At 68.7% G+C, this 17,489-nt stretch carries 15 protein-coding genes; 8 read left to right on the forward strand and 7 right to left on the reverse strand.

Annotation, left to right across the window (positions count from 1 at the left end):
- Window positions 1-8: 8 nt before the first annotated feature.
- Window positions 9-1,475, reverse strand: a complete 1,467-nt coding sequence (locus HYG95_RS22015; protein ID WP_181700633.1) for an MFS transporter — start codon at window positions 1,473-1,475, stop codon at window positions 9-11.
- A gap of 143 nt (window positions 1,476-1,618) precedes the next feature.
- On the opposite strand from HYG95_RS22015, the gene HYG95_RS22020 reads away from it, so the two are divergent.
- Window positions 1,619-2,212: a TetR/AcrR family transcriptional regulator gene (locus tag HYG95_RS22020; RefSeq protein ID WP_181700635.1), complete on the forward strand. Its 594-nt coding sequence runs from the start codon at window positions 1,619-1,621 to the stop codon at window positions 2,210-2,212.
- Window positions 2,213-2,221: 9 nt separating this feature from the next.
- Here HYG95_RS22020 and ilvA read toward each other — a convergent pair whose 3' ends face one another.
- The gene (gene ilvA, locus HYG95_RS22025; RefSeq protein WP_181700637.1) at window positions 2,222-3,574 is read right to left on the reverse strand and encodes a threonine ammonia-lyase IlvA; all 1,353 of its coding nucleotides are present in this window, start codon (window positions 3,572-3,574) and stop codon (window positions 2,222-2,224) included.
- A gap of 49 nt (window positions 3,575-3,623) precedes the next feature.
- Window positions 3,624-4,058, reverse strand: a complete 435-nt coding sequence (locus HYG95_RS22030) for a nitroreductase family deazaflavin-dependent oxidoreductase (RefSeq protein ID WP_181700639.1) — start codon at window positions 4,056-4,058, stop codon at window positions 3,624-3,626.
- A gap of 97 nt (window positions 4,059-4,155) precedes the next feature.
- Here HYG95_RS22030 and HYG95_RS22035 point away from each other — a divergent pair, with 97 nt between their 5' ends.
- Window positions 4,156-4,371 (forward strand): hypothetical protein, encoded by a 216-nt coding sequence (locus HYG95_RS22035; RefSeq protein WP_181700642.1) that lies wholly within the window; start codon window positions 4,156-4,158, stop codon window positions 4,369-4,371.
- 4 nt (window positions 4,372-4,375) lie between these two features.
- Here the strand turns inward: HYG95_RS22035 and HYG95_RS22040 are convergent, their stop codons facing one another.
- Entirely contained in the window at window positions 4,376-7,261 is a 2,886-nt protein-coding gene (locus HYG95_RS22040) for a LuxR family transcriptional regulator (RefSeq protein ID WP_181700644.1), read from the reverse strand.
- 157 nt (window positions 7,262-7,418) lie between these two features.
- On the opposite strand from HYG95_RS22040, the gene HYG95_RS22045 reads away from it, so the two are divergent.
- On the forward strand, window positions 7,419-7,775 hold the full coding sequence (locus HYG95_RS22045) for a nuclear transport factor 2 family protein (RefSeq protein WP_084457462.1): 357 nt from the start codon (window positions 7,419-7,421) through the stop codon (window positions 7,773-7,775).
- Window positions 7,776-7,803: 28 nt separating this feature from the next.
- Window positions 7,804-8,220: a hypothetical protein gene (locus tag HYG95_RS22050; RefSeq protein WP_181700647.1), complete on the forward strand. Its 417-nt coding sequence runs from the start codon at window positions 7,804-7,806 to the stop codon at window positions 8,218-8,220.
- Window positions 8,221-8,255: 35 nt separating this feature from the next.
- Here the strand turns inward: HYG95_RS22050 and treY are convergent, their stop codons facing one another.
- The 3 genes from treY to HYG95_RS22065 are packed head-to-tail and all read right to left on the reverse strand — an operon-like array spanning window position 8,256 to window position 13,398.
- On the reverse strand, window positions 8,256-10,676 hold the full coding sequence (gene treY / locus HYG95_RS22055; RefSeq protein WP_181700649.1) for a malto-oligosyltrehalose synthase: 2,421 nt from the start codon (window positions 10,674-10,676) through the stop codon (window positions 8,256-8,258).
- Window positions 10,677-10,683: 7 nt separating this feature from the next.
- On the reverse strand, window positions 10,684-12,804 hold the full coding sequence (gene glgX / locus HYG95_RS22060) for a glycogen debranching protein GlgX (protein ID WP_181700651.1): 2,121 nt from the start codon (window positions 12,802-12,804) through the stop codon (window positions 10,684-10,686).
- A gap of 57 nt (window positions 12,805-12,861) precedes the next feature.
- Window positions 12,862-13,398 carry a cupin domain-containing protein gene (locus HYG95_RS22065; RefSeq protein ID WP_181700653.1) on the reverse strand — a complete coding sequence of 179 codons (537 nt, stop codon included), beginning with the start codon at window positions 13,396-13,398 and terminating at the stop codon, window positions 12,862-12,864.
- A gap of 28 nt (window positions 13,399-13,426) precedes the next feature.
- Here HYG95_RS22065 and HYG95_RS22070 point away from each other — a divergent pair, with 28 nt between their 5' ends.
- The 4 genes from HYG95_RS22070 to bioD all read left to right on the forward strand — a co-directional run bounded on the left by HYG95_RS22070 (window position 13,427) and on the right by bioD (window position 17,145).
- Entirely contained in the window at window positions 13,427-13,873 is a 447-nt protein-coding gene (locus HYG95_RS22070; protein WP_181700654.1) for a MarR family winged helix-turn-helix transcriptional regulator, read from the forward strand.
- 59 nt (window positions 13,874-13,932) lie between these two features.
- Window positions 13,933-15,210, forward strand: coding sequence for an adenosylmethionine--8-amino-7-oxononanoate transaminase (locus HYG95_RS22075; RefSeq protein WP_181700656.1), 1,278 nt, complete (start codon window positions 13,933-13,935; stop codon window positions 15,208-15,210).
- A complete protein-coding gene (locus tag HYG95_RS22080; RefSeq protein ID WP_181700658.1) occupies window positions 15,207-16,397 on the forward strand; it encodes an 8-amino-7-oxononanoate synthase in 1,191 nt (396 codons plus the stop codon). Before HYG95_RS22075 ends, HYG95_RS22080 begins: the two co-directional genes overlap by 4 nt.
- A gap of 73 nt (window positions 16,398-16,470) precedes the next feature.
- A complete protein-coding gene (gene bioD, locus HYG95_RS22085; RefSeq protein ID WP_181700659.1) occupies window positions 16,471-17,145 on the forward strand; it encodes a dethiobiotin synthase in 675 nt (224 codons plus the stop codon).
- Window positions 17,146-17,489: the final 344 nt, after the last annotated feature.

Genomic DNA, 17,489 nt, shown 5'->3' on the forward strand with positions numbered 1-17,489 from the left:
CTTGCCGGTTACTCGGCGAGGGCGCCGGCGAGGTCCGATTCACGGTCTTCGCGTACGGATGTGGCGGCCGGTGGCTTGCTCTGCGGGATGAACACCGCGACCACAGCCGCCAGCGCGATGGCACCCGCGGCCAGCCAGAACGCGGTGGTGAAGCCCGAATCCGCGGGCAGCGCCGTCCCGGCGACGACACTGCCCGCCAGCACGGTGGCCGCGACCTGCGACCCGATCGATGACCCCACCGACCGGATCAGCGCGTTGACACCGGTGCTCTCGGCGGTCTTCTCGGCGGGCACCGCGGACATGATCAGATTCGGCATGGCCGCCATCCCGAGGCCGATGCCGACGAAGGTCACGACCGTGAACCCGATGACAGCTCCCTGGGAGCCGTGCGCCAGCGCCAGCGCGGCGAATCCGGCGGCGGCGGTGAGAGCGCCGAGGACGAGCGGCACAGCGGCGCGGACCCGACCGACGAGACGCCCGGCGACGACCGCGGCCGCCAGCATGGCGATCGAACCCGGGATCATCAGCAGACCGGACCCGGTGGCGTCCATGCCGAAGCCGTACTCGCCGGTGTCGGGGGTCTGCGCGAGCTGGGGGATGAGCGAGAACACCGCGAACATGCCCGCGCCGAACAGCAGCATGGCGATATTGGTGATGAGCACCGTCGGGCGCCGCAGCACGTGCATGTCGATCAGCGGCTCGCCGACGCGGGTCTCGAACGCGACGAAACCGATCAGGACAACCAGACCGCCGAGGACGAGGCCGAGGGTGCGCGCATCGGTCCAGCCCCACGTCGAGCCACGACTCAGAGCGAGCAGCGGCATGGTGAGGCCGATGCTGAGCAGCGCGATGCCTGCGAAGTCGATCCGCGTGGGCGTCGGGATCGACCGCTCCGGCACCCGCAGCACGCCGACCAGCGCGATCGCCGACATGATCGCGCCCGACCAGAAGACCCACTGCCAGGACAGGTGATCGATCAGCAGGCCACCGATGAGCAAGCCGCCGCCCGCGCCGATCCCGGCCAGCGCCGAGATGAGACCCAGTGCGCCGCCGCGCTTCTCGGCGGGAAACGTGTCGCCGATGATGCCGTAGCACAGCGGGAAGATGCCACCGCCCGCTCCCTGGACGACCCTGGCGGCCACGAGCACCCAAATCGAAGGTGCCAGCGCCGCGGCCACGCTGCCGAGCGCGAACAGACCGAGCGCGATGACGAGCAACTTCTTCTTGCCGTACATGTCACCGAGGCGGCCGAAGACCGGGGTGAGGATCGCGGCCGAGATCAGGTAGCCGGTGAGCACCCATCCGACGTCTGCCGTGCTCGCGTGCAGTTCGTGGCCGAGGATCATGATGCCGGGCACGATCGCGGTCTGCGCGAGCGCGAACGCGGCGGCGGCCAGGGCGAGGAACACGAGATTGGTGCCGAGTCCCCCTGAGTCGTGCGGGGCTTCGGACTCTCGGGTCGTCTGATCGATCATGGGGAGCTCACGCCTCCGTGTGGTTCCGCGCGGTAAGTGGACCTTGCAGTCCGTATCGAGAACTATACTGGACCCTGGAGTCCGTTTATTGAAGGGGGTGAGGCTGTGACTGCCATGACCGTCCGATTCGGCACAATCGCAGAGTGACTGCTCCCGAGTGCGACCCGACGCCCGACCACGACGTCGACTGGTCCACCAAGCGATCAGATGCCAGGCGCAATCACGAGCGCGTGGTGGCGGCGGCCGTCGAAGTGTTCGCCGAACACGGCATCGAGGCGACGATTCCGCAGGTCGCCGCCCGCGCGGGCGTCGGCAAGGCGACCGTGTACCGCAGCTTTCCGACCAAGGACGCGCTGGTGCAGGCGGTGGCGCAGTATCAGCGCGCCTGGTTCTATCGCCGTGGCCTCGCCGCCCTGGAACAGCTGAACGCCGGCGGTGACCCCTTGACGATCCTGCGCGACCTGCTCGCCGAAACCGTCGAACGCCTCGCCAACGACCGGGCCCTCGCCGAAGCACTGCCCGAGACCGCGAAGCCGTCGCCCGCGGGCGAGGAATCGCTGGAGTCGATCATCCTCGCGGGCCAGCGGCAAGGGGTGATCCGCGAGGACGTCACCGCCCGCCACGTGCGCGTACTGCTCGGTGGTGTCGCGGGCAGTCTGTTCCGCCAGCAGGAACGCGACCCCGAGCAGTGGCGGATCTACGGCGAGCTGATCTTCAACGCCGTGAAGAAGGCCTGACCGGGCTCACTAGGTGAGGTAGCGGTACGCGGGGGAGCCCGGTTCCAGGCGTTCGGCCTGGATCGGGGACTCCTCGATGCGGTGCAGCAGCGAGGCCAGGTCGTCGGTGGCGCCGAGTTCGATGCCGACCAGCGCCGCCCCGGTCTCGCGGTTGTTGCGCTTGACGTACTCGAACATGGTGATGTCGTCGTCGGGCCCGAGGACGTCGTCGAGGAAGCGGCGCAGCGCACCCGGCTCCTGCGGGAAGTCCACCAGGAAGTAGTGCTTGAGCCCGCGATGCACCAGCGACCGTTCGATGATCTCGCCGTAGCGCGACACATCGTTGTTGCCGCCCGACACCAGCACCACCACGGTGGAGCCCGGGTCGATGTCGATCTCGGCCAGCGCCGCCGTCGCGAGCGCGCCCGCGGGCTCGGCGATGATGCCCTCGTTCTGGTACAGGTCGAGCATCGCCGTGCAGATGGCGCCCTCGTCGACCTGCATCATCCGGAAAGACGCTGTGCCGGTAGGGGATTGGGTGGTGGTGAGCAGCGGGAGCGAAGGGTGCGACACGACGCGGCCACCGAACGACGTCGCCGCCTGATACGGCAGGTCACCGATGCGGCGCACGGCGGCGCCGTCGACGAACGGGTCGATCTCGGGCAGGGTCACCGGGCCGCTGGCCACCAGCGCCGCCGTCATCGAGGCCGCGCCCGCGGGTTCCACGCCGAGCAGACCGGCGCCCGGCGCGCGCTCACGCAGGTAGGTGCCGATGCCGGCGAGACAGCCGCCGCCGCCGACCGGCACGACGACGAGATTCGGTGCGGTACCGAGTTGTTCGAGGAATTCGGCGGCGATGGTGCCCTGGCCCGCAGCAGTGCGCGGGTCGTCGAACGGAGGAACCATGGTCGCGCCCGTGCGCGCGACGTCGTCGGCGGCGGCCGCGGCCGCGGCGTCATAAGTCTCGCCGACCGCGATCAGTTCGACGAACTCGCCGCCGTGCACGCGGATGCGGTCACGCTTCTGCTTGGGGGTGGTCGTCGGGACATAGATGCGTCCGCGCACGCCCATCGCCTGGCAGGCGAAGGCCACGCCCTGCGCGTGATTACCGGCGCTGGCCGCGACCACACCGGCGGCGCGTTCGGCGTCGGTGAGCTGCACCATCAGGTTGTAGGCGCCGCGCAGCTTGTAGGAGCGCACGGCGGTGAGGTCTTCGCGCTTGAGATACACCTGCGCGCCGGTGCTCGCCGACAGGCGCGGGCTGTACTGCAGGGGTGTCGGCTCGATGATGTCGGAAATTCGCTGCGCGGCCGCATCGATCTCGTCCGCGGTGAGCGGCGGACGGGTCAGGGATACTTCGGCGACGTCAACGGTGGAGGACACCCGACAATGCTACCGAGGCAGCCACGGGTGTCCGGCGTCGGCGGGTCGGTCAGCGGGGCGTCAGCACGAAGACCGGAATCTCGCGGTCGGTCTTCTTCTGATATTCGGCGTAATCGGGCCAGACCTGCACCGCACGGTCCCACCACAGCGCCTTCTCCTCGCCGAAGACCTCGCGGGCGGTGTAGTCCTTGTTGACTGTGCCGTCGCGTAGTTCGACGTGCGGTTCGGCCTTGATGTTGTAGTACCAGACGGGGTGTTTCGGGGCGCCGCCCAGCGAGGCCACCACGGCGTACTCGCCGTCGTGTTCGACGCGCATCAGTGGTGTCTTGCGCAGCTTGCCGGTCTTCGCGCCCTTGGTGGTGAGCAGGATGACCGGTTTGCCTTGCAACGAGGTGCCCTCGGCACCGCCGGAGGCCTCATAGGCCTCCGCCTGCTCGCGCGCCCAATCGGAAGTGCTCGGTGCGTACTCTCCTGTCAGTGGCATGACCAGCACAACGACGGTTCCGGCTGTGATGTTCCCGACCCCACCCGAAGGTGAGGTTTCGGTGGCCCGAACTCTTGTTTGCGTCTATCCTGTGTGCATGGCAGTGGTGACCCCATCGACAGCATCCGCGACGGTCGACGTCGCCGGCGTCGCGTGGCCGGTCTACAAGCTCGAGGCGCTGGTCGCCGGGCTCGTGGTCGCCGCGCTGCTCCTGCTCGTCGTCGGATCGCCGCAGGTTGCCGTGCTCGCCGCCGCGTCGGTCGCGGCCCTTCGCTGGATCGTCGGCGCCGCGAACACACATTCCCGGAGCTGACCGGTCACTCGAGGTCGAGCGCGCTCAATTCGCCGCGCGACACCACGCCCAGTTTCGGATAGGCCTTGTACAGGTGATGCCCGACCGTGCGATGACTCAGGAACAACCGGGCGGCGATCTCCCGATTCGACAGTCCTTGCGCGGCCAACCGGACGATCTGTGATTCCTGTGGAGTGAGCAGGCTCAACGGTCCGTCGTCGGCCCGGGCGGTTGTCCCCACACCCAGGGCGCTCAACTCGGTTCGGGCTCGGTCGAGCCAGGGCGCGGCACCGAGCCGATCGAAGACGTCGGCACATTGTTCGAGTTGCGTGCGGGCATCGACTTTGCGTTTGTCCCGGCGGAGCCATTCGCCGTAGAGGAGGCGGGTCCTGGCCTCGTCGAAGGGGCGATTGCCGACGAGGGCGGTGCGGAAATGCGGTTCGGGGTCCTCGGCCAGCAGCGCCTGCCCACGTGCCGCCAACGCGCCGATCCACTGCTGCTCGGCACGCTCCGACCACTCGATGAGCCTGGTCAGGGCCTCGTTCGCGCGGTCCGTCGCGCCGAGGCGGACGGCGACTTCGATCTGATCCGGCAGCGTGCGCAGGCCGATCACGTGGTGACGCGCGGGTTCGATCGTCATGTGTTCGAGTTCGGCCTGTGCCCGGTCGAGTTTGCCCTCGCCGAGCGCGAGCAGTCCCCGAGCCGCATGGGCCCACGACGCCCCCACCGCCATCGGCCCGCCGAGTTGATCGGCTACCGCGTTCTCCGCCTCGGCGTGGCAGCGCTGTTCGTCACCGTGCAGCGCCGCCAGGTAGGCGAGGAAGGCATGCAGCTGGCTGACCCACTGCGCCTGCCCGATATCGCGGGCGATCCCCAACCCTTCCTCGGCGGCGACCCGGCTCTCCCGTGGCCGCCCACCGAACAGCTGGCATTCGGCACGAAAGAACAGCAGCGGTGCGAGCAGGGCGATGCGCCCCTGCTCCCGGCACTCGGCGATGAGTTCGGCGGCTACCTCGTCGACCTGGTCGTCCTGACCGACGACGAGCCCACTACCGCACAGCTGCACCAGGTCGGCGGGGTTGTCGGCGCCTGTGGCGCGCGCGGCATCGACGACGGCGCGCAGGTCCGTGGTGCGCCTGCCCGACACCGAACCGGTCAGATAGCGCGCGATCGGGGTGGCCGGGTCGTCCTCCGCCAACCGCAACGTGGTCAGGAACCCGGCCAGCTCGTCGAGCTCGGCAGGACCGAGATACCAGGCCGTGTGCACGGCCCTGGTGAGAATGCGGGCGGCGGTTCCCGGGTCGTCCGCGCGCGCCGCACGGGCCGCCGACATGAACCGACGATGCGCGGAACCCGGTGTACCCGAAGCGAACTCGGCTTGCGCACGCACCAGCTCGAGCCGCTGGCCGTACTCGCCACCACCATCCTGAGCGGCCGCGCGTTCGGCCAGCCGCGCAGCCTGCTCGCTGAGCCCGGCCTCGGTCGCCGTCTCGGCGGCCAGCACCAGCCGCCGCACCCGCGCCTCACTGTCGACGCTCAGCGCCGCCGCCCGGTCGTAGGCCGCGACCGCCCCGTGAAAACCCGTGCGGCGACGCGTCCGATCGGCGGTGTTCTCCAACGCGGTCGCGGCCTCCTCGTCGGGCCCTGTCGCCGCGCAAGCCAAATGCCAGGCCCGCAGATCGGCATCGTGGTCATCGGGGAGTGCCCGAGTACCAAGGTCGATCGATCCGTCGGTAGCGGTCGCCGAGCCGTGGGTGCCGGTCGTTGGGACCGCGGTGTCGGTCATCGGGCCGTGGGCACCGTTCACCGAAGAGGTGATGACAGTCGTCGAGCTGCCGGTACCGGCGGCGTCGAGCCCAGAGGGCGAAGGCGCCGCGAGATCTCCTGCCACCGATGTATGCGCTGTCGGTGCGTAGGCGGCGGCGAGCGCGCGGTGGGCGGCGAGTCGCTGGGTCAATGCCGCACCCTGGTAGACCGCCGAGCGCAGTAGCGGGTGGCGCCAGGTGAGTCGTCCGGTGTCGAGGTCGATCATGTCCGCGTCCTGTGCCGGTTGCAGGTCCGGCAGTCCCGCACCGAGGGTGGTGGCGGCCTGCAGTACTCGCCCGATGTCCGCCGTGCCCGCCGCGGCGGCGACCAGGAGGACGGTGCGGGTGGCGGGCGGAAGCTTCGCGATACGGCTGTGGAAGGCCAGCTGCAGGCGCTGCGTCAGGGGGAGCGGGTTCGCCGCATCCACATCGCTGTCGCTGAGGACCGACGGAAGTTCCAGCAGGGCAAGGGGATTGCCGCCCGATTCGGCGAGCAGACGGTAGCGGGTGGCCGGTGACAACCGCGTCGTGCCCGCATCGAGTAGTGCGGCGGCGGCCTCGGGCGGCAGGCCGGTCAAGGTGAGTTCCGTCAGTCCGGGTGCCGGGAAGTCGTCGGAACCGGTGCGGGCCGCGAACAACATCACCACCCCCTCGGCATCGAGCCTGCGAGCCGCGAACAGCAGGGCATCCGCCGTGGCCTGATCCAGCCAGTGCGCGTCGTCGACGATGCACAGCAGCGGTCCGTCGGCGGCTTCCTCGGCCAACAGCGTCAGCACCGCGAGGCCGATGAGCATCCGGTCGGCCGGTGCGTGCTCGCCGAGACCGAAGGCCGCCTCGAGTGCGTCGCGCTGGCGGGGCGGCAACTGCCCGACCAGTTCCATGCCCGGTTTCACCAGCAGATGCAGTGCGGCGAAGGGCAATTCGGCCTCGGATTCGATACCCGCGCTTCGCACCGTCGGAAGCCCCTGCGCCGCAGCATAATCCAGCAGAGCCGACTTCCCGATGCCTGCCTCACCGCGGATCACGAGGGCCGCGCTGCGCCCGGCACGCGCATCGGCGAGCAGGTCGTCGAGCATGGCCTGTTCGGTGTCGCGTCCGTGCAGCATGTGCTCAACCGTATCGCCGTACCGGCGATGACAGTAGCCGCGTCGCGAAAGTACCTATAGGCGACTGATTCGCCGACCCCCACTCGACCCATAACGTTGGTGTCATCGCAGAAACAACGAGCGAAACACCAGCTCAGAGACTATTTCGGAGGTCGAGATGAACACCGTCGTCGCGCAGTACCTGGAAGCCTGGAACACCCGCGAGCCCGGCGCCCGCCGCTCCGCGGTAGCCCGGCTGTTCACCCCGCAGGTCGGCTACGTCGACCCGATGGTCGCGGTGAACGGACACGCCGAACTCGAAGCCGCCATCGCCGGCGTGCAGACCCAGTTCCCCGACTGGACCTTCCGGCTGGCCGGCCCGGTCGACGCCCACCACGACCAGGTCCGCTTCACCTGGGGTCTCGGCCCCGCCGACGGTGACGCCGTGGTGATCGGCTTCGACGTCGCCGTCCTCGTCGACGGCCGCATCGACCGCGTCTACGGCTTCCTCGACCACGTTCCCGCCGCCGCCTGAAACCCCTTCACACACCAGGAGATCCGCCATGACCACCGCCACCCGCCCCGGCCGTCTGTCCGCCCTGCTCACCTCCGGGGAGAACCTGCTCCGCCTGTCGCTGCGCACCGATGCCGTCGTCACCGGCGCCAACGGCATCGCCTACCTCGCCCTCGCGGTTCCGCTCGAGCGCCTGCTCGGCCTCGACACCACCGCGAGCCTGGCGATCGGCGCCTTCCTCACCGCCTACGGCCTGGCCGTCGCCGTCATCGGTGCCAGGTCGCCGATCAACCGGACCGCCGCGGCCGGTGTCGCGATCGGCAACGCCGCCTGGGTGCTGGCCAGCCTCGCCGCGGTGGTCACGGGCGCACTGAACCTCACGACTGTCGGCGCGGTCTGGGCCGTGATGCAGGCGATGACGGTCGGCGCCTTCGCCGCACTGCAGTACCTGGGCCTGCGACGCTGACCGGACGCGGGACCGCCGAGGCGGTCCCGCGTTTCTCAGCGCACCAGCAGCGCGACCGGCAGCCGGGTGAACAACGTGTCGAGCCGCACGGTGCCCGAATAGGTGTTGCCGGTCAACCTGTCGGTCCAGGTGCCTTCGGGCAGGGGCAAGGTGGTGTCGGTCCACCCCGTCGCGGCCAACCCGACCGAATGCCGGGTGGCCGCGACGATCACCTCCGGCGATTCCCCGGCGGGCCCGCGCCCGTAGGCGACGAGCCGGTGCGCGTGCTCGCCGACCGCGTAGAACGGCCGATACATCCCGCCGACGAAGCATTCCGGCCGCTCCCGCCGCAACCACAGCGCGTAGGCGACCACCCACATCTTCGCCGCCCCCGTGGTGTCCAGAGTCGGTGTGTCGGTGAGGGATTGGAGCATTCCCGCGCGCACCGCGAAGTTCACCGGTCGCCGGTTGTCCGGGTCGACCAGCGAGTCCTCCCACACCTCGGTGCCCTGATAGATATCCGGGATCCCCGGTGCGCACAGCTGCAGCAGCTTCTGCGACACCGCGTCAGACCAGGCATGCGGTGCCAGCTCGTGCGCCAGATCGCCGATCCCGGTGCCGACCGGCCCGTCGATCACCGCGTCGAGCCAGGCGTGCACCGCCGACTCGAACTGCGCGTCGGGTTCCTCCCACGACGTCTTGGTCCCGGCCTCCCGGATCGACTTCTCCGCGAACAGATGCAACCGATCGCGCAGCCCCGGCACCGACGACGCGGGCCGCCCGTCGGCGGGCCACACCCCGAACATGTTCTGCAACAGGAACAGTGCCGTGGCACCGTCGGGCGCCGGGGTGGTTTCGAGCCAGCCACGCACCCGCTCCGACCAGAGCTCGGCCACCTGCGAGAGCACGCCGATCCGGGCGCGCACATCCTCACCGCGCTTGGTGTCGTGCGTCGACAGTGCGGTCATGGTCGCCGGCCAGCGCTGCGCGCGCTCACTGTTGGACAGGTGGAAATCATTGACGGAGTGGCCGAACCGCGCCGGGTTCCCACCCACTTCCTGCAGCGACACCAACCGCGCACCCTGATAGAACATGGTGTCCTCCACCGCTTTCGCGGTGATCGCCCCGCACACCTGGTTGAACCGCGTCGCCGCCTCCCCGCCGACAGCCAGCGCCGTCACCAGCACCGACAGCGGCGCCGTGAGTTCGGCGTTGCGCTTCTCCACCTCCGCGACCACCGCCGCGGTCATCCCGGCCAGCGGTGCGTAATCCACCCGGTACACGGGCATGAACGCCAGCACCTCGATGGTCGCGTTGCTCACGGCAAGGGTGTCGAAACTGCCCGCGTTGCCGTCGCGTTTGATCGCGGCGACCAGCCGCCGGATCTCCGGTGCCAGGATGGTCTCGGCGACCGCCCGTTTGATCCGGTGCTCGGTCTCGCCGAACCAAGCGCGATCGCTGCCGTGCCCGGCCACCTGTTGTGACAGTTCGGTGAGCGCGGGTTCACCGGCCGGATCGATGAGCACCCCGCCCACATCGGCCAGTGCGTCGTACCCCGTGGTGCCGTCGATCGGCAAGGTGGCGTCGAGCGGTTCACGATTGGCGAGGATCTTCTCGACCAACAGCAACCGCTTGGGCCCGATCAGGCGACGCAATCGCGTGAGATAAGCACTGGGATAGGCCAACCCATCCGGGTGATCCACCCGGACACCGTCGATCAGGTCGTGTTCGCACCAGGCGGCCAGTTCCCGGTGCGTCGCCTCGAACACCTCCGGGTCCTCCTGGCGGACGGCGGCCAGGCTGTTCACCGCGAAGAACCGTCGATAGGTGCACACCCCGGCCTTCCAGCTCACCAGCCGGTAGTGCTGACGGTCGTGGATGCGCAGCGCATTGTCACCGTCGGTGCCGGGTGCGATCGGGAACCGCAGATCGTGCAGCGCGAGCATGGGCTCGGGACCGGACCGGTCGACGGTGAGCGCAGCCGGGTCGTTCTCGTTCTGCAGCACCGGCAGCGCCAGCCGCCCGCCCGCGCCGTTGCTCGGACTCCAGTCGATGTCGAAGTACCTGGCGTACGGCGACTTCCGGCCCAGCCGCAGCACATCCCACCACCACGGATTCTGCTGCGGATCGCCGACTCCGACGTGGTTGGGCACCAGATCGACGATCAAACCCATTCCGCGACTGCGCACCTCGTCCGACAGCGCTTTGAGTCCCGCGGGCCCACCGAGTGCCGCCGACACCGTCGTCGGATCGGTGACGTCGTACCCGTGCGTGGATCCATGTGCCGCGGTGAGGATCGGGGACAGGTACAGATGCGAAATCCCCAGCTGCTGCAGGTATTCGGCAATGGCCCGGGCATCGCCGAACGTCAGCGCGTCGGGGCGCAACTGGAGGCGGTAGGTGCTGCGCACCGTGCTCGGGCGGATCGGCGCGCGGTGCAGCCGGGTCAGAGGATCGGTCACGTAGGTCTCGGTCATCGTCTCGCTAGGCGGTTCGGCGCAGTACGAGCAGGCAGCGGCTGGGAACGGGCAGCACCGACGCCGCCGCATGAACGGCTTCGGCGGCACCGGTGGGGGTCGAACAATCCAGGGCGAGCGTCCATTCGGCACCGAACTCCGGTCCGGGGAGCACGAAATCGAGCGCTTCGTCGTGCGCATTGAAGCACAGCAGGAACGAGTCGTCGCTGATCCGTTCCCCGCGCGGGCCGGGCTCGGGAATGCCGTCGCCGTCGAGCAGCACGGCGAGGGATTTGCCGAATCCGCTGTGCCAGTCGTCGGTGGTCATCTCCGCCCCGGCGGGCGTGAACCAGGCGATCTCGCGGCGATGCCCCTCGCCGTCGGCCGGACCAGGGGCGAGGAAGCGGCGGCGCCGGAATATCGGATGCTCGGTACGCAACGCGATCACCGAGCGGGTGAATTCGATCAGGTCCGCGTTCTTCTGCGCCAGCGACCAATCCATCCACGCCAGCGGGGAGTCCTGGCAGTACACATTGTTGTTGCCGAGCTGGGTGCGGCCCATCTCGTCACCGTGGGCCAGCATCGGCGTGCCCTGGCTCAGGATCAGCGTGGCCAGCAGATTGCGCTGCTGACGTGCCCGCAGTGCCTCCACCTCGGGGTCGTCGGTCGGCCCTTCGACACCGCAGTTCCACGAGCGGTTGTGGCTTTCGCCGTCGCGGTTGCCCTCGCCGTTGGCCTCGTTGTGTTTCTCGTTGTAGGACACCAGGTCCCGCAAGGTGAATCCGTCGTGCGCGGTGACGAAGTTGATGCTCGCGCCGGGCCGTCGCCCGGTCGGCTCGTACAGATCCGACGACCCGGTGAGCCGGGAGGCGAACTCACCCAATGTCGCCGGTTCACCACGCCAATAATCGCGCACCGTATCGCGGTACTTGCCGTTCCACTCCGTCCACAGGCTGGGAAAGTTGCCCACCTGATAACCACCCTCGCCCACATCCCACGGCTCGGCGATGAGCTTCACCTGACTGACCACCGGATCCTGGTGCACGAGATCGAAGAATGCGGAAAGCCGGTCCACATCGTGCAATTCGCGCGCGAGCGTCGCGGCGAGGTCGAAGCGGAAGCCGTCGACGTGCATATCGAGAATCCAGTAGCGCAGCGAATCCATGATGAGTTGCAGAGTGTGCGGATGACGCACATTGAGACTGTTGCCGGTGCCGGTGAAATCCTTGTAGTGCTCGGGGTTGTCGTCGTCGAGCCGGTAGTAGGCGGCATTGTCGATACCGCGCAGGCTCAGGATCGGCCCCAGATGATTGCCCTCGCCGGTGTGGTTGTAGACCACATCGAGAATCACCTCGATGCCCTCGGCGTGCATCGCCCGCACCATCGCCTTGAACTCGGCGACCGCGGCGTCCCCGGTGCGGCGGGAGGCGTACTCGTTGTGCGGGGCCAGATACCCGATGCTGTTGTAGCCCCAGTAGTTTCGCAGCCCCTGATCGGTGAGCACGTGATCGTGGAAGAACTGATGCACCGGCATGAGTTCGATCGCCGTGACACCGAGCGCTTTCAGATGCCCGATGATCGCCGGATGTGCCAGCCCCGCATAGGTGCCGCGTAGTTCGTCGGGGATGTCGGGGTGCGTCATGGTCATGCCCTTGACGTGCGCCTCGTAGATCACCGTCTCGTGGTACGGCCGATTCGGTGGTCGGTCGTTGCCCCAATCGAAGAAGGGATTGATGACCACCCCGGTCATGGTGTGGCCCAGCGAATCCGAGCCGTAGGTATAGAGCGAGGGGTCGTTGACGAACTCGCCGTCGAAGGCCTTGCCATACGGGTCGAGCAGCAGTTTGCCCGGATCGCAGCGCAGCCCGAGCTCGGGCTCGTAGGGCCCGTGGACGCGGAACCCGTAGCGCTGACCGGGAACGACCGACGGCAGATAGGCGTGCCAGACGTAACCGTCCACCTCGTCCAGATCCACCCGCGTCTCGGACCCGTCCTCGCCGATCAGGCACAGCTCCACCCGGGTGGCCACCTCGGAGAACACCGAGAAGTTCGTGCCCCCGCCGTCGTAGGTGGCACCGAGCGGGTAAGCCGTGCCCGGCCACACGCTCAGCGGCGTCACCTCACCAGTCCGGTCGTTGGGGCTCGACATGCTACGACAGTAGAGGAATCCGCGTGTTGACCGCGCGTGCTCGCGCTGGGTGCTGCGTCACCCCGCCATCAGCCGCCGCGCGTAGCCCGTGCGCCGGGCCAGCGCGGCGAGCCCGCCGAAAACCCACCGTTGCAGCAGCGCGGGCGGACCGGCCAGGTAGCCGTCCTGGTACTCCCACAGCAGCGCGAGCGCGAGCGGGTTGCGGGGCAATCGCTGCTCGGTGGTCTTGTTCGCGTTGTCCAGCCCGCTCCAGAACTCGAACATCTCCCAGTGCCGCAACGGCGGGCGGATCACGTGGTCCATCACCGTGCCCTCGGCCTCGTTCCAGAATTCGTGCACGGCACGCGGCGGTGCGGTGACGGTGTCGCCAGGTCCGGCGACGATTTCGGCGCCATCGATGCGGAAGCGCACCCGCCCGCTCCGGATCGTCCACGTCTCGCTGATCTCGGGATGCCAGTGCGGGCCCGCCTGCCTGCCGGTGCGCGGCAGCTCGTGCTCGAGCCGGAGGTAGGCGCCGTGCTCGTCGGCGCCGCGGTCGACGAGGGTGACCCGATGCCCGTTGCGGAAGGTGAGGACGGTGCCGGTGCGTGCCATACCCCAGATATAAAGGTAACCTTTCTATATGTCAAGGTCTACGCTGCTGAAACTCCTGGTCCAGGCCACTGATGCCTACGAACGGGAACTCGACAACGCCCTGCGCGCAACCCTCGGCACGGAACTGCGACCCGCGCACTACGCGGTCTTCCGCTATCTGGCGCCGAACGGCTCGCGAGTGACCGCCCTGGCCGAGTCGGCCGGCATGACCCAGCAGTCGATGGGGGAGCTGGTCACCCACCTCGAGCGTTGCGGTTATGTCGAGCGCATCGCTGATCCCGCCGACAAACGCGCACGTCTGATCGTGCCGACGGCGAAGGGTCGCGATGCCCTTGCTGTGGCCGCCCGCGAGATCCGGCGCATCGAGGCCGCGATCGCGGGCGAACTCGGCGCGGACTCGCTCGGCGATGTCCGCGCGGCCCTGGCCCGGATTCCCGATGTGGTCGCGAGTCTGTCCGCAGTCGCCGACAGGTGATAACTTGAACAGCGTTCAAGGCCGTCGCAGGCGGCACCGGGCAACGACGAGGACACGCTGTGGACCTGACCCCCGAGCAGATCACCGCCCTGGACGCCGACCACGTCTGGCACCCCTACGGCGGTTTCCCGGCTACCACCGAACCGCTGGTGGTGACGAGCGCGGCGGGCACCCGGCTCACCCTGGCCGACGGTCGTGAACTCGTCGACGGAATGAGTTCCTGGTGGGCGGCCGTGCACGGCTACCGGCATCCCGTGCTCGACGAAGCTCTCTTCGCGCAGTCGCAGCGGATGAGTCACGTGATGTTCGGTGGGCTCACCCACGAACCCGCCGCCCGCCTCGCGCAGCTACTCGTCGAGATCACTCCCGCGGGCCTGGACAAGGTGTTCCTCTGCGACTCCGGCTCGGTGTCGGTGGAAGTGGCCGCGAAGATGTGCCTGCAGTACTGGCGGGCGCTCGGCCGTCCGGCCAAGAACCGCCTGCTCACGTGGCGAGGCGGCTATCACGGCGACACCTTCACGCCGATGAGCGTCTGCGATCCCGAGGGCGGCATGCACACGCTGTGGACCGATGTCCTCACCGATCAGGTCTTCGTGCCCGCCCCACCGCGCGAATTCACCCAGGACTACGTCGCCGAACTCGAACACGCGATCCACACCCATCGCGACGAGGTGGCCGCCGTCATCGTCGAGCCCGTCGTGCAGGGTGCGGGCGGCATGCGCTGGCACGATCCGCGCTACCTCACCGAGCTGCGCCGCATCTGCGACGCGAACGACGTGCTGCTCGTCTTCGACGAGATCGCCACAGGCTTCGGCCGCACCGGCGCGCTGTTCGCCGCCGACCACGCCGGGGTCGCGCCGGACGTCATGTGTGTGGGCAAGGCGCTGACCGGCGGCTATCTCACCCTCGCCGCCGCGCTGTGCACCACTCGTATCGCCGAAACCATCAGCGTCGCGCACGGCGGTCTGATGCACGGGCCGACCTTCATGGGCAACCCGCTGGCGTGCGCGGTCGCGGTGGCCTCGATCGAACTGCTGCGCTCGCGTGATTGGCGCGGTGAGGTCGCACGGATCGAAAGCGAGCTGCGCGAAGGTCTCGCGCCGGTCGCCGACCTGCCGGGGGTAGTCGACGTGCGTGTGCTCGGGGCCATCGGCGTCGTCGAACTCGCCGAACCCGTCGACATGCGCGCAGCCACCGATGCCGCTGTCGACGCCGGTGCTTGGCTGCGTCCTTTCCGCAATCTCGTCTACACCATGCCCCCGTTCATCAGCAGTTCCGCCGATATCGCCGCGATCACCGGCGCCGTGCACGCCGCTGTGAAAGCCTCGCTCCGATGACCGGCCTGAACGGTGTTCAAGTATCCTCCTCGACTGTGACTACGGACCCGTTGAGCTGGCTGGACGAACGCGCCACCGCGCGCACCGCCGCCGGGCTGCGCAGGCACCTGCGCGTGCGCGAACCCGAGCAGGCGAGCATCGACCTCGCCTCCAACGACTACCTCGGCCTGGTACGCCACCCGGAAGTGATCGAGGGCGCGATCGCCGCGGTCCGCCGCTGGGGCGCGGGTTCCACCGGTTCGCGGCTGGTCACCGGAACCACCGCCGAACACCAGCTCCTGGAAACCGAACTGGCCGAATTCGTCGGCGCCGAAGCAGGATTGGTCTTCGCCTCCGGTTACGCCGCCAACCTGGGTGTGGTCACCGCCCTGGCCGGGCGTGACAGCTTCGTCGTCTCCGATGCGGGCAGCCACGCCTCCCTCGTCGATGCGTGCAGGCTCTCCCGCGCCCGGATCGCCGTCGCACCGCACCGCGATGTCGCCGCCGTCGACCGGCTGCTGGCCGAGCGCGTCGAGGAGCGGGCGCTCGTCCTCACCGACTCGGTCTTCAGCGCCGACGGCGACCTCGCGCCGCTGACCGACCTGCACCGGGTCACCCGGGCCAACGGTGCGGTCCTCGTCGTAGACGAAGCCCACGGGCTCGGCGTCCGCGGTGCCGGCGGCAGGGGATTGGTGCACGAACTGGGCTTGGCGGGTCAGCCCGACCTCGTCATCACCGCCACCCTGTCGAAGGCGTTCGCCGCCCAAGGCGGAGTAGTGCTCGCCGACAACAGGATCCGTGCCCATCTCATCGATGCCGCCCGCACCTTCATCTTCGACACCGGCCTGGCACCCGCCGCCGTCGGCGCCGCCCGCGCGGCCCTGTCACTGCTGCGCCGCGACCCGTCCATGGCCACCCGTGTCCTGGACCGCGCGGCGGACATCGCCCGCGTCGCCGGCGTGCCCGAACCGACCTCGGCCGTGGTCTCGGTCGTTCTCGGCGACGCCCAACGCGCCTTCGACGCCGCTCAGGCGTGCCGAGCGCGCGGGCTCGAAGTCGGTTGCTTCCGTCCGCCGTCGGTCCCCGAGGGCACCTCGCGTCTTCGCCTCACCGCCCGCGCCGATCTCACCGCCACCGAACTGGACACCATCGCCGAGGTGCTCGGCGCGGTACTGGCCGAGGCCCGTGGGGACGCGCTGGTCGTCTGACACGGTCGCCCGCCCGAATCTGGGCAGCTAGGGAACGGATCGGTGATGAACCGAGGAATGGTGAGGTAGCGAGATGGGTGTTCTTCTGGTCAGCGGTACGTCGACCGATGTCGGCAAAACCGTCGCGACCGCCGCGCTGGCCGCGGCCGCCCGGGCCGAAGGCCGCACGGTCGCGGTCTGCAAACCGGCCCAGACCGGCATAGCGCCCGGCGAACCCGGCGACCTCGCCGATATCACCCGCCTGACCGGCGTCACCCGTACCCTCGAGCTGGCCCGCTACCCGGAACCGCTCGCCCCCGACACCGCCGCCCGCCGGGCAGGCATGCCCTTGCTGACGCTCGCGGAGACGGTCGCAGGTATCGAGACGCTCACCGACGCCGACCTGGTACTCGTCGAAGGGGCGGGCGGGCTGCTGGTCCGGATGGGGGAGTTCACCCTGCTCGACCTCGCCGAGAAACTCGGCGCCCCCGTTCTGGTCGTCGCTGCCGCCGGCCTGGGCACGCTCAACCACAGCGAACTCACCACAAGAACCCTCGCTGCCGCGGGAGTGCGCTGCGCCGGGCTCGTCATCGGCGCCTGGCCTGATGAACCCGACCTCGCTTCCGAATGCAACCGCCACGATCTGCCTCGAATCACCGGAACACCGTTGCTCGGCGCCATACCCGCAGGGGTGGGACGGTGGGACCGCGACCGGTTCACCGGTGCAGCTCCGGGCTGGTTCGACCAAGATCTGAAAAACCTGCTCTGACCAGCCGATTTGACTTCGTGTTTGGCGGCACGTAACTTAGTTCGAGTCAGAGCGACACGGACACCGACTCAGCCCGGCTGAGACACGAGGTAGGACGATGAGCGCCTGACTGATTGCGTGTTCAGGGCTTGACCGGATTTGCGTCCGGCGGGTTGCTTGGACTACAGTACGAACCCTTGCCGCACCGAAACCTCGACTGAACGTCGGGTCGGAAGTGTGTGCGTGTGTTCTTTGAGAACTCAATAGTGTGTCGATGAATGTCAGTGCCAATATTTTTATTGGTTCCAGCCTTCGCGTACCCCCCGGTCGTGGGAGGTTGGACATTTTTGAACAACAGCGAATCT

It is taken from the genome of Nocardia sp. GTS18 (assembly GCF_013839555.1).
GTDB lineage: Bacteria > Actinomycetota > Actinomycetes > Mycobacteriales > Mycobacteriaceae > Nocardia > Nocardia rosealba.

Coding starts and splice junctions, on each gene's coding strand:
- HYG95_RS22015 (WP_181700633.1), bottom strand. CDS start 1,475: ATGATCGATCAGACGACCCGAGAGTCCGAAGCCCCGCACGACTCAGGG.
- HYG95_RS22030 (WP_181700639.1), bottom strand. CDS start 4,058: ATGCCACTGACAGGAGAGTACGCACCGAGCACTTCCGATTGGGCGCGC.
- HYG95_RS22035 (WP_181700642.1), top strand. CDS start 4,156: ATGGCAGTGGTGACCCCATCGACAGCATCCGCGACGGTCGACGTCGCC.
- HYG95_RS22040 (WP_181700644.1), bottom strand. CDS start 7,261: ATGCTGCACGGACGCGACACCGAACAGGCCATGCTCGACGACCTGCTC.
- HYG95_RS22045 (WP_084457462.1), top strand. CDS start 7,419: ATGAACACCGTCGTCGCGCAGTACCTGGAAGCCTGGAACACCCGCGAG.
- HYG95_RS22050 (WP_181700647.1), top strand. CDS start 7,804: ATGACCACCGCCACCCGCCCCGGCCGTCTGTCCGCCCTGCTCACCTCC.
- treY (WP_181700649.1), bottom strand. CDS start 10,676: ATGACCGAGACCTACGTGACCGATCCTCTGACCCGGCTGCACCGCGCG.
- glgX (WP_181700651.1), bottom strand. CDS start 12,804: ATGTCGAGCCCCAACGACCGGACTGGTGAGGTGACGCCGCTGAGCGTG.
- HYG95_RS22065 (WP_181700653.1), bottom strand. CDS start 13,398: ATGGCACGCACCGGCACCGTCCTCACCTTCCGCAACGGGCATCGGGTC.
- HYG95_RS22070 (WP_181700654.1), top strand. CDS start 13,427: ATGTCAAGGTCTACGCTGCTGAAACTCCTGGTCCAGGCCACTGATGCC.
- HYG95_RS22080 (WP_181700658.1), top strand. CDS start 15,207: ATGACCGGCCTGAACGGTGTTCAAGTATCCTCCTCGACTGTGACTACG.
- bioD (WP_181700659.1), top strand. CDS start 16,471: ATGGGTGTTCTTCTGGTCAGCGGTACGTCGACCGATGTCGGCAAAACC.